Annotated in this window: 15 protein-coding genes; 1 reads left to right on the top strand and 14 read right to left on the bottom strand. The window is 41.5% G+C overall.

The window, feature by feature from the left end:
* Positions 1–159: 159 nt before the first annotated feature.
* The 9 genes from ldtD to cmoM all read right to left on the bottom strand — a co-directional run bounded on the left by ldtD (position 160) and on the right by cmoM (position 12,164).
* Complete coding sequence (gene ldtD, locus PR795_RS02835; RefSeq protein WP_036960382.1) at positions 160–1,887, bottom strand: L,D-transpeptidase; 1,728 nt, start codon at positions 1,885–1,887, stop codon at positions 160–162.
* A gap of 368 nt (positions 1,888–2,255) precedes the next feature.
* The gene (aphA, locus tag PR795_RS02830; RefSeq protein WP_006657825.1) at positions 2,256–2,969 is read right to left on the bottom strand and encodes an acid phosphatase AphA; all 714 of its coding nucleotides are present in this window, start codon (positions 2,967–2,969) and stop codon (positions 2,256–2,258) included.
* Between the two features lie 331 nt (positions 2,970–3,300).
* Positions 3,301–3,582, bottom strand: a complete 282-nt coding sequence (locus PR795_RS02825) for a hypothetical protein (protein WP_036978751.1) — start codon at positions 3,580–3,582, stop codon at positions 3,301–3,303.
* Entirely contained in the window at positions 3,583–4,425 is an 843-nt protein-coding gene (locus PR795_RS02820) for a Contact-dependent inhibition of growth factor CdiA (protein ID WP_232373781.1), read from the bottom strand.
* A gap of 44 nt (positions 4,426–4,469) precedes the next feature.
* Entirely contained in the window at positions 4,470–4,712 is a 243-nt protein-coding gene (locus tag PR795_RS02815) for a hypothetical protein (protein WP_036965242.1), read from the bottom strand.
* A gap of 196 nt (positions 4,713–4,908) precedes the next feature.
* Entirely contained in the window at positions 4,909–9,348 is a 4,440-nt protein-coding gene (mukB, locus tag PR795_RS02810; RefSeq protein WP_181480720.1) for a chromosome partition protein MukB, read from the bottom strand.
* Positions 9,345–10,073, bottom strand: a complete 729-nt coding sequence (gene mukE, locus PR795_RS02805; protein WP_006657820.1) for a chromosome partition protein MukE — start codon at positions 10,071–10,073, stop codon at positions 9,345–9,347. The genes mukB and mukE overlap by 4 nt, the downstream gene beginning before the upstream one ends.
* Positions 10,054–11,379, bottom strand: coding sequence for a chromosome partition protein MukF (mukF, locus tag PR795_RS02800; protein ID WP_006657819.1), 1,326 nt, complete (start codon positions 11,377–11,379; stop codon positions 10,054–10,056). The genes mukE and mukF overlap by 20 nt, the downstream gene beginning before the upstream one ends.
* Positions 11,376–12,164 (bottom strand): tRNA uridine 5-oxyacetic acid(34) methyltransferase CmoM, encoded by a 789-nt coding sequence (cmoM, locus tag PR795_RS02795; RefSeq protein WP_006657818.1) that lies wholly within the window; start codon positions 12,162–12,164, stop codon positions 11,376–11,378. Before cmoM ends, mukF begins: the two co-directional genes overlap by 4 nt.
* 183 nt (positions 12,165–12,347) lie before the next feature.
* On the opposite strand from cmoM, the gene elyC reads away from it, so the two are divergent.
* Positions 12,348–13,154 carry an envelope biogenesis factor ElyC gene (gene elyC / locus PR795_RS02790; RefSeq protein ID WP_006662159.1) on the top strand — a complete coding sequence of 269 codons (807 nt, stop codon included), beginning with the start codon at positions 12,348–12,350 and terminating at the stop codon, positions 13,152–13,154.
* A 64-nt stretch (positions 13,155–13,218) separates the two neighbouring features.
* Here elyC and kdsB read toward each other — a convergent pair whose 3' ends face one another.
* From kdsB to msbA, 5 genes are all read right to left on the bottom strand, one after another.
* Positions 13,219–13,965: a 3-deoxy-manno-octulosonate cytidylyltransferase gene (gene kdsB, locus PR795_RS02785; RefSeq protein WP_006657816.1), complete on the bottom strand. Its 747-nt coding sequence runs from the start codon at positions 13,963–13,965 to the stop codon at positions 13,219–13,221.
* A 4-nt stretch (positions 13,966–13,969) separates the two neighbouring features.
* Positions 13,970–14,149, bottom strand: a complete 180-nt coding sequence (locus tag PR795_RS02780; RefSeq protein ID WP_006657815.1) for a Trm112 family protein — start codon at positions 14,147–14,149, stop codon at positions 13,970–13,972.
* Positions 14,150–14,292: 143 nt separating this feature from the next.
* Positions 14,293–14,508: a cold-shock protein gene (locus PR795_RS02775; protein WP_006657814.1), complete on the bottom strand. Its 216-nt coding sequence runs from the start codon at positions 14,506–14,508 to the stop codon at positions 14,293–14,295.
* A 452-nt stretch (positions 14,509–14,960) separates the two neighbouring features.
* Complete coding sequence (gene lpxK / locus PR795_RS02770) at positions 14,961–15,935, bottom strand: tetraacyldisaccharide 4'-kinase (protein WP_006662160.1); 975 nt, start codon at positions 15,933–15,935, stop codon at positions 14,961–14,963.
* Positions 15,928–17,676, bottom strand: a complete 1,749-nt coding sequence (gene msbA / locus PR795_RS02765) for a lipid A ABC transporter ATP-binding protein/permease MsbA (RefSeq protein ID WP_272516640.1) — start codon at positions 17,674–17,676, stop codon at positions 15,928–15,930. Before msbA ends, lpxK begins: the two co-directional genes overlap by 8 nt.
* Between the last annotated feature and the right edge of the window lie 22 nt (positions 17,677–17,698).

Below are 17,698 nucleotides of genomic sequence, written 5' to 3'. Positions count from 1 at the left end.
AGCCTCATCCGATTAGGACAATTCTAATGCCCCACCAGAAGTTATATGTGAACACAATTCATTCAATATATAAATATATTAAAACGGAATTGTTAGGAAGATTTAGGAATTAATGCAATGAATAGCATCGAAGAGCCTAAGCTCTCCGATGAATAATGGCTATTTTAAAATTGTTTTAATTGCAGGTAGATATTTTTCCGCATTATCAATGCTACCATCATATTGATAAATATCTGCTCGATATTGCGGCTGCTGATCTTTATCAACCCATGCAGTTTGATAGTAAAGATACACAGGAATACGGTCTGGAATATTCACATAACGCGTTGAGCCTTCTTTTAATGCCCCATCAATACGTGTCTGAGCCCAGCCTGCATCACCTAATAAAATAGTGGCTAGTTCACTCGCTTTATTGACACGAACGCAACCAGAGCTAATTGCCCGCGCATTTTTGTTAAACAAACTATGGTTTGGCGTATCATGCAAATAAATCGCATCTGAACTTGGCATATTAAATTTATAGCGCCCCAAGGAGTTGCTTGAACCCGGTGCTTGTCGAATACGATAAGGGAAATTCGCTGGCGTAATATTTTCCCAGTCTATTGTATAAGGGTCGATTTCATAAGCATCTTGCCCCCATCCTGAATAAACCGTATAGCCTTTACGACTAAAATAGCTTGGGTCCATTTTTCCTTTCGGTGCAATATCTTTACGCGCCAAGCTTGTTGGTACACTCCATGGCGGGTTAATCACCACATTATTCAATGCACTGCTCATGATTGGCGTTTTACGATCGGCTCGACCGACAATGACCTTTGAATCCAAAATGATGTCATTATTCAGATAAAAATCCAGTGTATACGCGGGTATATTGACTAAAATCCCCGTGCCACTGCTTTCAGGCACAATCCGTAAACGCTGAATATTCAATGCCATCAGCCCTGCTTTCTGTTTTGGCTGCATATTAAGCCAAACGCGCGTACCTTTACCAATCACACCATCGGCTTCTAACCCATATTGAAGCTGAAATTTTTTCACTGCTTCAACTAAATCATCGCTATACACTCGTGCATTGGCAGTGACTTTATTGATCTCTTCGGGTGGAGCGGATGCATCGACGGTTTCGCTCACAGCTGAAGCCTCTAATAGCCCATCGCGCACTAAAATCTCACGTAGCGTGATCACATCATCGCTAGCTTGACCCGGCTTTAATGCTTTCGTACCCGTAATTTCTAACGTATCTTCCGGCAATGCTAACTGTTTTAGCATCTCTTTACGCATCGGTTGATACATAGCATGTTTCGGTGCTTGAGCCTTCACCCATTCACCTAAACGATGTTCAGAGGCAGCATCTAACCACGGTTTTATTTGCGGTGTGGTTGGTGCAATAATTTTGTATGGACGGCTGGTATATAACCAATACTGACCACTGGATTCAACAGACGATAAATATTGCAAATAACCTAACATAGCGTCGGATAAAATGGCGTCACGCCCCATTTCGCTCAGCTGGCTATTTTCCAATGACACTAACCATTCGCTAAATTGAGGTTGGAAACCTGCTAAGGCAAGCTCGGCTAATTGTTGTTGAAACTGGCTAATTGCCGTTTCATCTTGCCATAACAATTGCATTTGCCTGTCGGCATAAATTTTCGCCAACTGGTCCGCAAACACCAGTTTAGTTTCTGATGGTAAAGATGCGTTTAGCGTTGCCAAGCTTTCTTTTGGCGTAATCTTATTGACCTCTTCAGTGATCACTGATTGAGGTTGTTGGGTTTCTATATTATTTTGCTGCGTATTTTCTGCTGCGGAAAATGCAGGGAACTGCATCGCCATCAGCCCACATAATACTGAGATTTGCAGAGCTTTCACTCTTCTCTTTGCCATACATCCACCTTAAGTTACTACATGGATAACATTATTTTTTTATTATAGTGACACTATTTGATTATATTTAACTCTGAGAAGAATGTTATAGGAATTGACTAATTTTGTCTTTATTGATGAAAAAAGTTATTGCAGAAGGCTAGTAAGATAAACAGTTTAAAAAAACCACATGAGAAATAGAATTGTTTTCGTTTATAACAACTTACTAAATGATATAACATATCAAATATTGATACCCATTTATTCTCTAAACAGAATTAAATTTAATATAAGTTATATTAAATGGCGGTTAAGCGTCGTCAATAAATAGGCTTTAATTTTGTTAGTTAAAGGCGCATAAACACCTTTAACTAACTTTCTAAAGAATATTAATATTCTGAATTAATCACAACTTCTTCACCAAAACGACCTGCTTTTGGTAAAGGTTGATAAGAAGAGTTAGCTGCACGTAAAATACGAATACCACGAATGTCTAATTCATGTGCCGCAGCAATATCCGCATCTGCATCACCATAGTAGATGGTTAATTTATGGTCACGCATCCAGCTTACTTTATTATTTTTACCTGGCTCATCGCCGGCAAAAATGACTGGATTCATTTTATCCGCAGGAATTCTTAAACCTTCCTGCACATATTGAGTTACAGTTTCAGTTTTAGTCTGTGTACGACCTGTAATAAAGTAAACTTTATCACCACGCTCTAAGTGCATTTTAACTAAATCGATGCCCACTTGTTTTGGCATACTGAATTTGTCCCACTCATTATTCATTTTTTCCCAAAATTGAGGGTTTTTCAGATAGCTAAAATCATTTGGGGAGAATTCAAGTTTTCCACGGTAGAAACCAGGGCTTGAGAATAAAACGGTATCATCAATATCAAAGCCTACCGCCATTGGCGCTTTGCCTTCTAAACTCTGTTTAATTTGTTCAACAGAGACCCAATGAACCGGTTGTTGTGCTGCTAACTCCGCAACAGTAACCCCTGGACTGACGGTTTCTGGCATTGGAATCTTAGCTTGAGAAGTCGCTGTAAAGCTCAGTGCCAATGCAATTGCACTTAACGTTAGGGTAATTTTCTTCATGTTCGATCCTTATAATAATTCATTTTCGTGACTAACCACTCACGCCCTGTAATGATAAAAGTTTTTATTACATAAAAATGAGATTCAAATCTCATTGCAACCATCTATTAATGAGTTAAAGGGAAATGAAGATAATAAAAATAAATAATCGAATAGGAGGTAATACTGTCCACTTTTCCTTATCTGGCGTGTAGAAGTGTTTCACCACCAAGTGCTTGTTAACCACAACAGTCAACAGGCGGTACCAATCAAATCGCTACACACCATGTTCAGTAATCATAATAAAAAAGAGCCTATTGGGATTTAGGCTCTCGCTAATATATGGACTAAATTAGTTAGGTTCTTTTTCTGCTAAATAACGAAGGATAGCGGCGATATTTTTTAAGTTGTAACGCACTAAAATTTCGTTTCCCTTGGCTTTAAGTAAAGCGTCATAATCATCTTCCAACTGTCCTACATCTAACTTAGGTTCATTATAAACATCATAAAGAGCATCTGAAGGAACATTCCAATAAAAATCCGAATCCAGTTTGACACTCTCTATGCCATTCTTTTTCATCTCTTCAAAAATTGAATGAATTACATCTTCAAGTACATTGAGATTTATGTCCATCTATTGCCCTTTAGTATTATTAATCTGATTTATATTCTTTTGAAACGTTTTAATTTCTTGTTCTAAATGTCTAATTCTTCCATCAATAATCCGTTGCCTAACTATATCATTAGGTGCATTTTTAAGGTGTCCTTGATTATCAAAAGCTTCCGGATTTCGCCTGTAAGCTACTAGTTTTTCTTCATGTGATCTTATTTGCTCCCTTAGCGAATTGATCGACCGTCGATCAGAGACACTCAATTTTTCTTCATTGGTACTATTATCTGGCCCCCATCCATTAGGCGCCCCCGAACTAGTACCACCTAATTCAACTTTATCTGAATTCGAAAGATCTTTTCCAAGATTAGGATTTTTAGCTGCTTTATCTAAATCAGATGCACAAGCAAATCCAAAGGTACATTCAAATGTTTCTGCTAATTTATCGCCAGCAGCCTTAAATTTATTTTCAAGTGCCTGACCAAGATTGCTATTATTTTGTGATTCAAAATCAGAGTTATCTCCATTTGGTAATACAGGAGCTACTCTAACTGGGAGAGAAAAAACACTGCTATGTACAATTTCTATTCTACTCAGGTTATTTTCATTTACCTTAATTGCATGAGTCAGATTACTATGTGCTTGCTGAATTTGAAGTAAATTCTCTCTTGCTGAGGTATCAAAGAAATCTCCCTTATGATCCCTAGAATCATCAAATTTATCACTTATAAGATAGTCTTTATATTCTGTCGTATTATACTTTTTTTCTTCAATTCCATTACGATCACTAGTGTGTTGTGTATAAGGGCTTTTTTCAGGATCCTCAAGAAATTTCCATTCCTCTGTATCTTCGAGACGCTCTAGCATTAATTTTTGTTTTTCAATATGTTCTTTTAGCTTTGTTTACATCCTTATTCTTTTTTCTTCTGAATCTTTTGAATTAGTAAAAATCGATTCATCAACCTCCAAAATATCGTATTCTGGACAATATTCAAAAAAAGACTTTCATCTATTAGTGCACGAAAATAAGCCTCTAAGTCACCACGATTATCCATATTGTTCCAACCAAAACTACTGTTCCATTCATCCCAACCATAATTCTCTATAGGAGGTAAAGGCGAAGTTGTAACAATCATAGTATCTGTATAAAGCATAATTAACGTCCTTGTTGTTATTTAAAAACAGCAAAGAAATTAAATTTAAAAATTTTTATAGTCAACTAAGTATGAATATTGAAATTATAATGACTAACTTTTTTATAGGATTAAGAAAAAATTACAGTCATTATCGTAGTAAATAAAAAACCGACACAGTTTCCATGTCGGTTTTTTATCTAAAAACAAAAATAAATTATTGAGGTAATGCTTGAGGGGCTGGATTATCCTGACCAAAACCTTTTAACCCAACGACGTGAACGTGTTCCGTATTACCGGTCACTTTACGTACCAATTTATATGTTGTTCCTTTCTCTGGGCTGATGTTTTCCGGCGCAGCAATAATTAGCTGCATTTCCAGTCGGTCACATAACTCAAACAAGGTCGCGATAGATTTTGCATCCAAACGCGCCGCTTCATCCAAGAACAGTAGGCGGCATGGAATGATATCTTTCGCACGCAGCCTGCGAGCCTCTTCTTCCCAGCTCTGGACAACCATCACTAGGATAGACATCCCCGTACCGATCGCTTCACCGGTTGATAACGCCCCACTTTCTGCCTTTAACCAACCATCGGAGCCACGGTTAACTTCAACCTCTAACTCTAAGTAGTTACGGTAATCTAACAGTTCTTCACCAATGGTTTGCGGCAAACGCTGCCCCATATCCATCTGTGGGTTCAGGCGTTGATACAGTTTCGCCATCGCTTCAGAGAAGGTTAAACGTTGGCTAGTAAACAAGTCTTGGTGCAGTTCGCTCTCTTCTGACAACACGCTCAACAATAAGGCGTGGCTTTCGCGAATATTCACATTCAGTCTAACCCCTTTAACCTGACCAAATGCCACCGCTTGTAAACCTTGGTTTAACATGCGAATACGGTTTTGCTCACGCTGGATAGTTTTACGAATGATGTTCGCCACACTCTTCGAGCTAATTGCCAGTTTTTGCTCACGGGCAGTTAACTCTTCCGTCAGACGCGCTAACTCAATTTCCATCTGCTCAATCGCATCGATTGGATCATCGGTACGAATAATATCTTGGCGAATACGCTCACGCAGATGTTGGTAAACCGCAATAAAGAACTGAATTTTACGTTCAGGATGCTTAGGATCTTCGGACATACGCAGTACATCACGCAGATGCTCGTTATCCGCCACCGCTAAACGCAGCGCTCCTAACGCCTTATCCGACATCGAACGTAGACTATCACCATCGGTATAAGCCAATTCGCGACGATGTAGACGGCGTTCAACGCCATTATCTTTCACCAAGCGCATGACTGCACACCAGCCCGCTTTCGCCATCACGACTTGCTCACGGATTTGGTAATAGTCTTTTTCCAGCTTACGCAGGCGTTTTTGCAGGTTATCCATTTCCGCTTCACATAACGTCAGTTGTTTTTCTAACTGGTTAATGCGGCTACGGTTTGCCATAACGGATTGATGTAATTCATCACGGCGAATACTCGCTCGCTCTTGCGCATCGGGATCCGCTTTCACGCCCATTTCTTGCATTTCTGCTTCAAGTTCTTTCAACATCTCTTGCTTGGTGTCGAATGAACTGCGCAGTGAGGCTAAAACTTGATGATATTGGGTGCTTTGTGCTTGTTGCTGACGCAATTGCTCACGAGCACGGGTTCTGTCTGCCTCAGCATGTTCTAAACGTTGACGCAATTTTTCATTCAAATCTGCATTTTCGTTGACCATCCCCGTCGAATCACTGTAACTAAAGTGAGCGCGGCGCTGCGCCACTTCGACTAACGCAAAGGCTTGTTGCTTCGCATTTTGCTGAGTATGTTTCGCCAATTCATAATCTTTACGCAACTGATCATGTTGTTCAGGATCGCTGAGTAACACCGTCACAATCGGCTCCAATTTCGCCAGATTATTACCGTGTTTATTGATGAAATGCGCGGCTTCTTCTGCCTCTGAAAGCTCTTCACGGATTTCTTCGACGCGATCGACCAGCGTTTCATCCATTAACAGATTTACTTGTGGCAATAAGCGGTTTAATGCCAGTAAGTTTTCTTTGCCTTGAGCAAACTGTTGACGTTGCTGCTGAGTTTGCTCTTCAAACTGGTTTAAGCGACGTTCTAATTCCGTACGTTTCTGATTTAATGTCCGAATTTCCGCTTCAGGATCGGCTTCAAACGCCACTGAAATATGTTGCCCAATGAAACGGCTAAACGCCTGATGGGCTCGCTGAATTTTTTGCACGTCAAACGATAAAGTGGCATAACGCTCAGCCAACTCATCACGCTCCGCACTCAACGACTCTAAATGGCTTTCACGGGCAGCACGACCAAACAGGGGTAATTCTGGGTAACGAGAATAACGCCACTGACGTTCCGATGAACGCACCAGTACCGCATTTTCAAATTCTTGAGCGTCAAAAACACTGTCATCGAAAGAAGAAGGGTCCCCTTCGATGAAATACACATCGTCAGGACAATCTTGTAAATTTTCTAGCTGCTCGCGAACCACGGCCAAGTCTTGTACCACGATACCGTGACGGGCTGGGCCATAAAGCGCCGAGAAATACGCCGCATCTTCAATAGTAATATCGTCGTAGATTTCAGATAACAGCACACCATTAAAACGCTCTGCCAGTGCCAGCATGCGCCCATCTTCGGCACCACTTGGTTGGCTTAAACGTTCGATTTGCTTATCGAGATCACGGCGCTGCGCTGCAACTTCATCACGCTCAACCGTAATTTCCCTTTCTTGCTCCAGAAGTTGCTGCATAAACTCAGTCACTTCAGTGCTATTTTCGAAAGTTTCACCCGATTGTTCATTCAGCTGAGTTAGTGCTTCTTGTGCCATAATCCACGCAGGCGCTTTCGCGGAAAGCTGGCTGATACGCTGGCGAATTTGTTCCAACTCTTGGCGCATTTGCATGCGTTTTTCGCCGCTTTCATTAACGCCAGTACTTAACTCTTCTTGCAGAATTTCTAACTCGGCCATCAACGCATCAAGTTCATCTGGTTCGACGCTTTGACCATAGCGCTTACAGAATTCACTCAGTAATTTTTCCGCATTACGCTGGCTGTCTAAACGTTGTTGTAGCTCAGATAATTGCATACGTAGCGGCTGCACACGCTCCGCTAAATGCTGTTGCGATGACCAGTCACGTAATAATGTGCGAGCGTGCTGATAAGCATCGCCACGGCTCACATCACCAAGCATCGCTTTCACTAACTGATAGGCTTGTTCAAACTGACTATGAGCGGCATCTGCTACACTCATTTTTTGCTCTAATGCTAATAGCGCTTCTGTCGCTTGCTGCTCTTTAGCTTCAAAGGTTTCTAACCATTCATCGACGTTTTCAATCGAAAGATCAGGTAACTGACACAACTCACGAGCACGGTTCAACGCATGCAGTGCTTGTTGATATTGGATAGCGCGAGTTTGCTGTACATCCAATGCTTGTTGGTAATCCGCCAGCTGGTTTTTCAGTTCATCGACTTCTATCTCTGCGGCTTGAGCACGAGCATCGAGCTCTTCATGCTTTTCAGTTGCTTCAGCAACGACTTCACTTTGCTCTTCAAGACGATAAGTTAACTCTTCAATATCTGCTTGATAACGATCGATTTTTTCTTGATGACGCAAAGCCGCTTGTACCAGATTTAAATGGTCACTGGCGGCTTGGAAGTCTGCTTCAATTTCTGTAGAGGCTTCATTCTGCTCATTCAATTCACGCGCCATTTCCACACTACGAACCTGTTCAATTCGTAGCTGCTTACGGCTGCTATACAGCTCGTTACGCGCAGCTAATGCTGCATCTAAGTGAATTCGGCGTTCGTTTGAATGACGCATATAGTCCGCAGACACATAGTCTGTGGCTTCACTAATCAAATGTTTAAATAAATCACGGTCAGATTGGGTAACGCGGATCGCTTCCAACGTTAAGCGGTTTTCACGTAATGCGGCTTCCATATCTTGGAAAGCTTTACGTACTCCGCTGTTTTCCGGTAATAAATAATCACGAAGTGAGCGAGTAATGGCGCTGGAAATACCACCGTAAAGAGAGGCCTCAATTAAACGATAATATTTACTACGATCGCCCGCTGAACGTAAGCGTTTTGGCAGCACACCCAATTCAAATAAAACAGAGTGATAATCCGTGATGGAGTTAAATTGCTTAAACTGGATGCCTTCTTGTTTTTCTACGCGCTCTTTCACGTCATTCAACGGAATAACTTTTGCTTGGCGCCCTTCAAACACTTCCGTTAACACTTCGGTTGGTACGGTCGCTAGCGGCACACCTTGAATCATAAACGGTTTGATATCGACTTTCTTATCACGTCCCGCGACTTGCTGTAAGCGAACACCGACCATAACACGTTGATGTTTAGAGTTTAAAACATCGAGTACGGCATAACAGACGCCTGGACGCAGTTTTCCGTGTAATCCTTTATCACGAGAGCCTGAGGTCGCCCCTGCTTCGGTAGTATTACGAAAATGCAGTAAGGTTAAATCAGGGATCATCGCGGTAATAAAAGCCGCCATGGTCGTGGATTTACCAGCACCATTTCCCCCTGATAGGGTGGTAACGAGTTCATCAAGGTCAAATGTACGAGCAAAAAAGCCGTTCCAGTTCACCAGCGTCAGTGAGCGAAATTTTCCGCGTTCAATCATTCTTGTTCATCCTCTTCACTGTCAGCCAGATCATGACTCTCATCCGTGTCTTCTTCATCACTGTCTCTTAGTGATAATTCCCCTTCAAGGGAAACCGCTTCACCATCACGAATCATGCGTAATTGTGCTTCCTGTGGGTTATCACCACTGCGCACGTCTGCACCAAAGCGGAATACCGACTCATTAATAATAAATTTACTGGAGTCATTTTGCAGGAAGTAGACCATACCTAAACGACGTAAACGGTTTAAGGACGTTCTCAGTTTTTCCTGCAATTTTTGTTTATCAAGGTCTGACCCCGTAGAACGTTGATTAACAAATTTCAATAATTTGCTTTCGTCGGCCAACGACAATAACTCTTCAAACAGCTCTTGAGAGGTAAAGATACCTTGATTAGTCAAACGTTCAGGGCTCAAATAGAGATAACACAGAATTTTACCTACCATCATGTCTAATTCAGACAAAACAGAACGAGGTATTAAGGTGCTTGAACGTGGGCGTAAATAGAAAAAACCTTCTGGCGCTCGGATCAGCTCAACATTATAGCGAGCATAAAATTGTTCTAACGATTCCTGAAAATCCATTAAAAATGCGTGGTTATCTAGGTCATCAATACTGATGTGGCGACCCGCACGCAACTGGCTGTCAAGCTCAGGAAAAATAGGATTAGCTAGTGCTTGAGCCAGTTTTACTGGCATAAATTGTTCAATATTTGTCGATGACATGTGCCTGTACCTTGGCTCCGTGATCATTAATAGCACGCCATTCTGCCGGTAATCCCGCCAGATCAGCCTCTGCGATACCTAGTTTTACAGCTTGATCAATAATAATACGCGCAACGTCAAAATGGCGTTTTTGCGGGTATTGCTTCAAGTAATTCTGTAATACGTGACCGACATCCAGCGGTTTGTTATCCGTTTTATAAAACGCAAGTTGCGCTTCAATTAACGCCGCAAGTTGGTCATTCAGTTCACTAAACTCTTCAAATTCCAGTTCAGGAGGCAGTTCTCCCATCACCTCTTGATCATGAAGAGCCAACTCCTCGTCACGCATATCAAAAAGCCTGTCCGCATTGGCATAGGTGAGTGCCCAAGGTCTATCGAGGTACTGCTGTACAGATTGACGTAAACGTTGAGAAAATATGCGGTTTTTATCCATATCAATCGCAGTACGGATAAATTTGTGAACATGCCGGTCATATCCAATCCATAAATCGATGGATTGCTGTCCCCAGCTGACAATACGGTCTAATTTGTTTTGTAAATCAAAGATAAGCCTATCAACCATTTCTGAAAACTGTGGCGCACTCATATTCGCTTCTTGAATACGCAATAAATTCGCCTGTAATTTGTCACCCGCAGCTTCTAAGGTATCTTGTAATTCTCTGAGTGTGCCAGACGTTTCAGATAATAACTGTTCACAGTTCGCAATCGCGGCTTGCCAGTCTTGGTTTAATAACGCAGCAATATCATCTTTAACACTGTTTTGTTGCTCATCCATAATTCGCTGTGACAAATCAATACTGTCAAAAATTTCAGCGACTGAATACTTTAATGGTGCGAAAACATGACGGTGCCAGTAAAACTCATCACCACCTTCCTCCGCTGATTCCGCTGCACGCTGTAGCTCTCCCGCTACAATCGATAACTGCATCGACAATCTTAACGTTGAGAACTCACGTTGACGAATATAGTAATCACTGATGCCAATGCCGAGTGGCGTTAGGCGGTAAATTGCGTTGCCTTCGACAACATCGCTGGCAAAGCGGTTAAATATTTTTTGGCGAACCATGTCGTTGATGGCGTTATTCGCTCTCACTGCCAGTGATTCCGTGGTCTGCTCGAAGCCTTTACACACTTCGCGAAACGCATCCACCAGCTCCCCTTCACTCATTTCACCATTAACCCGCTCGCTGTTAAGCACAGCCACTGCTAGCAAAAATGCTAAGCGTTCTGGCGGAAGGGAAATCGCAAAGTCATTTTTTCGTGCCCAAGACACGAGTTCAGGGACGGTCTGGGAAAAATCACTCATAAATCGTCCTTTTGGGTTTGTTTGCGTGCCATGACATGTATATATCGTCCCATGCTGATATAGGGTTCTTCACGACAATATTGTTGTTCAAGCGCCAATAACGCTGGAAAATCTTTTTGTTGTAATTGTCTACTTTGCAAATAATCATGGAACACTCTGACGCCACTTTTACCTAGAATGTCCATCCCGCAACCAATGAGCCACTCATCAACCTGTTGAGGGAAAAGCGGATTTTGTGGCGATAACGAGCGTTTACGGCGACGTTGAATGTGAGGAGTTGCGAGATGAAAATTACCTAAAATTGCATTACGCATCACCAAGCCATTTGCATTATAGAACATGACAGAAAATATGCCTTCTGGTCTGATTATATCCGCCAGTTGCTCTAATGCATATTTTTGATCGCTAATCCATTCAAGTACTGCGTGGAATAAAACAAAATCAACAGGTTCATCAAGGTGTTGAGCAATGTCTTGTACGGCGCAATGAATGAAGCTGATATTCTCGCTAATTCCTTGCTCATCAGCAAGCACCGATGCCCGTTCTAACATTTCTTCGGATAAATCGCAAAGAATAACCTGATGCCCCATCGCCGCTAATTTTCTGGAAAAGTGACCTTCGCCCCCACCCGCATCTAATATACGTAATGAACGACCTTGAAAATGCGTTTCCAGTAACTGGTTAAGATCTTGCCAAACCACCGCTTCACGAATTTTTCCTTTTGTCGTGCCATAAATATTTTTTGCAAATTTATCGACAATATCATCAAAGTTGCGGTCTGCCATCTGCTTTCCAATTACCTATCATGAGTTATTTACAGCGTATCAAAACCAAGAATTATAACAGATAATCAAGCTGTTTTTGCATAGTACTTTATTTTGTATCCGATTTATTTTACATGGCATTTTATTGCTGATGCGGCTACATTTGACCCTATTCCCTTACAATATTTTCATGACAGGCTTTCTATGCTATTTCTGCTAAAAAAATATGTTGGCTCACTGTTGATGCCCTTACCTTTGCTGCTGATATTAGGCGCAATCGGGCTAATTTTATTGTGGTTTACACGCTGGCAAAAAAGTGGAAAATCCTTGGTCACCATCAGCTTATTCGTTATTGCATTACTCGGATTGCAGCCTATTTCGGACAAGCTACTGGCACCCGTTGAAGGTCCTTATAATAAACGCTATGAACTCATCACGACCAATCCACCGCAGGATATAAAATACATTGTTGTTTTAGGCGGTGGATTTACCTACAACCCAGACTGGAGTCCAAGCTCGAATTTACTGAGTAATAGTTTGCCTCGTGTCACTGAAGGAGTACGGCTTTATTTACAGCATCCTGGTAGTAAATTAATTTTTACTGGTGGAAAAGCGAGTAGTCCTATTAGCAGCGCTGAAGTCGCCTCCATGGTCGCTCAATCTTTAGGCGTTCCCGCGGCCGATACCATTCCATTGATGGAACCGAAAGATACACAAGAAGAAGCCTATGAAGTGGAAAAAATCATTGGAAAGCAGCCATTTCTACTAGTAACGTCTGCTAATCATTTGCCTAGAGCCTTAAAAATGTTTACAGGACGTGGTATGCAGCCTTATCCCGCGCCTGCTAACCAATTAGTTATCACCAGCGATCTGAATCCATGGGAACGTTATATTCCTTCAGCGTATTATTTTAGTCATAGTGAACGCGCATGGTATGAGCTACTGGGTTCCATTTGGTGGCATTTGAAGCCCGACAACACTCAACCACTCGATGAAAATCAAACTGATTAAAATACAAAGGGGGAACTCATTGAGCTCCCCCTTCTACTAAATAAGCCATGATCTCCTATTGAAATTATGGCTGAAATTCTTGTCTAACTAATTCGAGGTCTTCTGGGGTATCCACGCCAGCTCCCGGTGCTTTTTCTGCAACCGCAACATGAATTTTTTCGCCATACCACAGCACTCGAAGTTGTTCTAACATTTCGATTTTTTCGAGTGGGCTTGCATCCCAAGCAATATAGCGACGAATAAACCCAGCACGATAGGCGTAGATACCAATATGGCGTAAGAAAGTATCGCCAATGGTCTCTTTACTTTTCGCGAATTGGTCTCTATCCCAAGGGATGGTGGCACGAGAAAAATAGAGTGCATAGCCATCTTTATCCATCACCACTTTCACCGCATTCGGATTAAACGCTTCTTGTGCACTGTGGATAGGCACTGCCAGCGTTCCCATATTAGCTTGGCTACCTTGCAAATTTTGAGCAACTTGGCGAATAATTTCAGGTGGGATCAGTGGCTCATCACCTTGTACATTGACAATAATTTCATCATCAGAGAAACCATAAGTGTCAATCACTTCAGCTAGCCGCTCAGTACCCGACTGGTGATCAGGATTAGTCATGCAAGCTTCACCACCCGCCGCAATCACTGCGGCAGCAACATCAGTATGATCCGTAGCAATAATCACTCGGCTCGCGCCTGACTTAATCGCTTGCTCCATGACACGAACAACCATCGGTTTACCGTGAATATCTGCTAAAGGCTTACCCGGTAATCGTGTTGAAGCATAACGTGCAGGAATAATGACGGTAAACATAGGATTACTGTCCTTCGTCTAAAGCCACTTTACGCGCTTCATTTTCAAGTAGTACAGGAATACCATCACGAACTGGAAAGGCGAGATGATCAAATTTGCAGATTAATTCGAGGTTTTCTTTGTTGTAACTGAGTTTGCCGTGACAGGATGGGCAAGCAACAATTTCAAGTAAACGGTGATCCATGTTTTCTCCCAAATGGATTTAAACTCACTTGGCGTCAGGATATCACATGCAGGTATCACCGTTAACTCTATTCTTGCTTATTAAGATCTCCTGCAAGAGAATGAGAGGATAGCGCAGGAGAAATATTTCTGTTAAAAATTCAATTAGTAAGCGATAACGTCTCTTGCCGTTATGCCATCTGAATTGCGAGTAACAGAGAACTCGACGTTTTGGCCTTCAAATAATGATTTGATTTTTTTATTCGCAAGTGATTTGGTTGTCACGAAAATATCATCACCACCATTACGAGGTGAAATAAAACCGTAACCTTCTTTTGCATCAAACCATTTAACTCGACCCATATGTAATTGAAAATTCATATTGAAACTCCTTCTTGTTCTGAGAACAATTTTTTATATTTGTATCATTACTCTCTACTCGTTATTCCATTTATCTTGCTGAATGATTCAAAGCGATCGGTTCATTCCGATCTATTCATGCCGATCTATTAACATAATTAAGAGTAATTAACTTAACCAATTTATGCATCAAATGTTTATGCATATCTTATAACGACCCAAGTGTAGGTATCAGGCACCATACATTTACCGTGAACTTAACAGTCTATTTTGACATTATGATGACAACACGAAATAGCGGTGTAAGCAGTGTATTACGGGGATAAGTGACTAACTCAAGAACGGGTCGTAAAATTAAAGCTAGCAAATAATCCACTTATTAATGTATTGCAACTTGGTACATAATAAGTAGATCTGCATCACATTGCGGGTATTATTATCTGAAATTAATCCTAAAAGCAAGTGGTTTTATTTCAGATAAGTGATTTTATTTCACTTAAGATTCGTTTTTCGCCTGTTTTATCAATATTCGCTTCTACTGGAAGATACCACCAATTGGATTGTGCAAAGGTTTGGCATTTTACAGCGTCCTTTTCTGTCATCAGTAAATTTTGGTTTTCATCCACTAAATCTGCCAATTGTTGTTGACTATAAGCTTGATGATCAGAAAAAGCTTGAGTATTCGCTAATATTAACCCTTTACTTTCTAGAGAGGAGAAAAATCGAGGTGGATGACCTATTCCTGCCATTGCGACCACATTTTTAAGTTCTGTCACTTGGCGCTTTTCTCCCGTGACCAAATTAACGGCAATATCACCTTCAAGAGACATAAGCGTTTCATTTAAATCAGGGTGTCCACCATTAACGATCAAGGCATTAACTGTCTTTAATCGTCCAGCACGCTCACGCATAGGTCCTGCGGGCAGCCACCAACCATTACCAAAACGACGTTGCCCATCGATGACGACAATTTCATAGTCGCGCTGTAGTGCATAATGCTGTAAACCATCGTCAGTAATAATGATATCTAACTGAAAATTATCGAGTAATGCTTTAATTGCATCACTGCGTTTCGGTGCCACTGCCACAGGAACATGAGTGCGGTGATAAATAAGAACAGGCTCATCCCCAGCAACGGCGGTCGTCGTGTTTTGATTAAGAACTAAGGGATAATGATCAGACTTTCCGCCATATCCACGCGAAACAACCCCAACACGCACGCCTTGTTTGCTCAGTGACTCAACCAACCAAATTACAACAGGGGTTTTTCCATTTCCCCCTGCGGTTAAATTCCCCACAACCACAACAGGTACAGGGGATTTCCATGAACGAAATAGTCCGGTTTTATAACCAAGATGGCGAACTAACGTTATCAATCCATACAGAAAAGATAATGGAAGTAGTAAAATATAAAGCCATGATTTACCGGACCAAATGCGTTCAATCATTCTTAAATTGGATCCTATGCAATTGCGCGTATGCGCCATTTTTCGCTAATAACGTTGCATGGTCACCACGCTCAATGATATGCCCATCTTGTACAACCAAGATTTGCTCCGCATTTTCAATCGTGGATAAGCGGTGAGCAATAACCAATGATGTTCTATTTTTTTGTAATTCATCCAGTGCAGCTTGAATTGCTCGCTCAGATTCAGTGTCCAAAGCGGATGTTGCTTCATCAAGAATCAAGATTGGTGCATCACGCAATAACGCACGAGCAATCGCAATACGCTGGCGTTGACCACCGGAAAGCATCACTCCATTCTCGCCAATCATGGTATCTAGGCCATTATCCAGCTTTTTGATAAAGTCCATGGCATATGCCATTTCAGCTGCTTTTTCAATTTCTGCTCGGCTGTATCGTCCATCGGTGGCATAGGCAATATTATTTGCCACAGTATCATTGAATAAATAAACGTGCTGAGATACTAAAGCGACCTGGCTACGCAAAGACTGCAAAGTGTAATCTCGAATATCATGACCATCGATACGAATACTGCCCTTATCAATGTCATAAAAGCGAGTAATTAAGTTAGCAATAGTCGATTTACCCGAGCCTGAACGCCCTACCAAAGCCACTGATTTACCCGCAGGTAATGTGAAAGAAACATCCTCTAAAGCAGGATGCTCTTTGGTTTGATATGTAAAAGTAACAGAATCGAATTCAATATCGCCCTTCACATCGCTCAGAACTTTTGTTCCTTCATCTTTTTCTTTTTCAGTATCTAAAATCGCAAATAACGTTTGGCATGCAGCCATTCCACGTTGGAATTGTGCATTCACGTTAGTCAGTGATTTTAGTGGGCGCATTAACGCAAACATAGATGAGAAAACCACACCGATTGTACCTGGTGATAATTGATCTTTAATCTCAGGAAAGCTCGCCGCATATAAAACAAAAGCCAATGCAAAAGAAGCAATCATCTGAACAATAGGGTCAGAGATAGCTGAGGCGCTAACCATCTTCATGTTTTGGCGGCGCATATTATTGCTAACCTTATTAAAACGTTCTGTTTCAACTTTTTGACCACCAAAAATGAGTACTTCTTTGTGCCCTTTTAACATCTGCTCAGCACTAGTAGTCACATGCCCCATACCGGTTTGCATGTTTTTACTGATTTTGCGAAAACGTTTAGAAACAACACGAATGGTTATAGAGACAATTGGCGCAATAGCAATCAAAATCAGCGATAACTGCCAGCTGTTATAAAACATGATCCCAAATAACGCGATAATATAAGTGCCTTCGCGAATAATGGTAATGAGCGCACCAGATGCAGAGGAGGCAACTTGCTCTGAATCATATGTAATCCGCGATAACAGAGTTCCCGTTGATTGCTGGTCAAAATAGCTTACTGGCATTCCCATCATGTGACCAAATAATTTTTGGCGCATGCTCATGACGACTTTTCCTGAAACCCAAGAAACGCAGTAGGTGGAGACATAACTTGAAGACCCACGCACGACCATCAATCCTAGAATCGCGAGAGGTAGCCACTTTAACGTGTCATTATCCGCTTTACCAAAACCATCATCCAATAATGGCTTAAGTAAAGAAATCATAAACGCATCACCTGCCGCGTTAATGATAAGCGCAATTGCGGCAACAACTAACCCAATTTTAAAAGGCGCAATGGTTGGCCATAGGCGCTTAAATGTTTGTTTTGTCGATAGGTCTTGATCATTCATTCTTTTATTACCAGACTTAATG

It is taken from the genome of Providencia sp. PROV209 (assembly GCF_028479485.1).
Lineage (GTDB): Bacteria > Pseudomonadota > Gammaproteobacteria > Enterobacterales > Enterobacteriaceae > Providencia > Providencia alcalifaciens.
The sequence above is the reverse complement of the archived record's forward strand: the minus strand, read 5'-3'. Positions and strand labels throughout refer to the sequence as shown.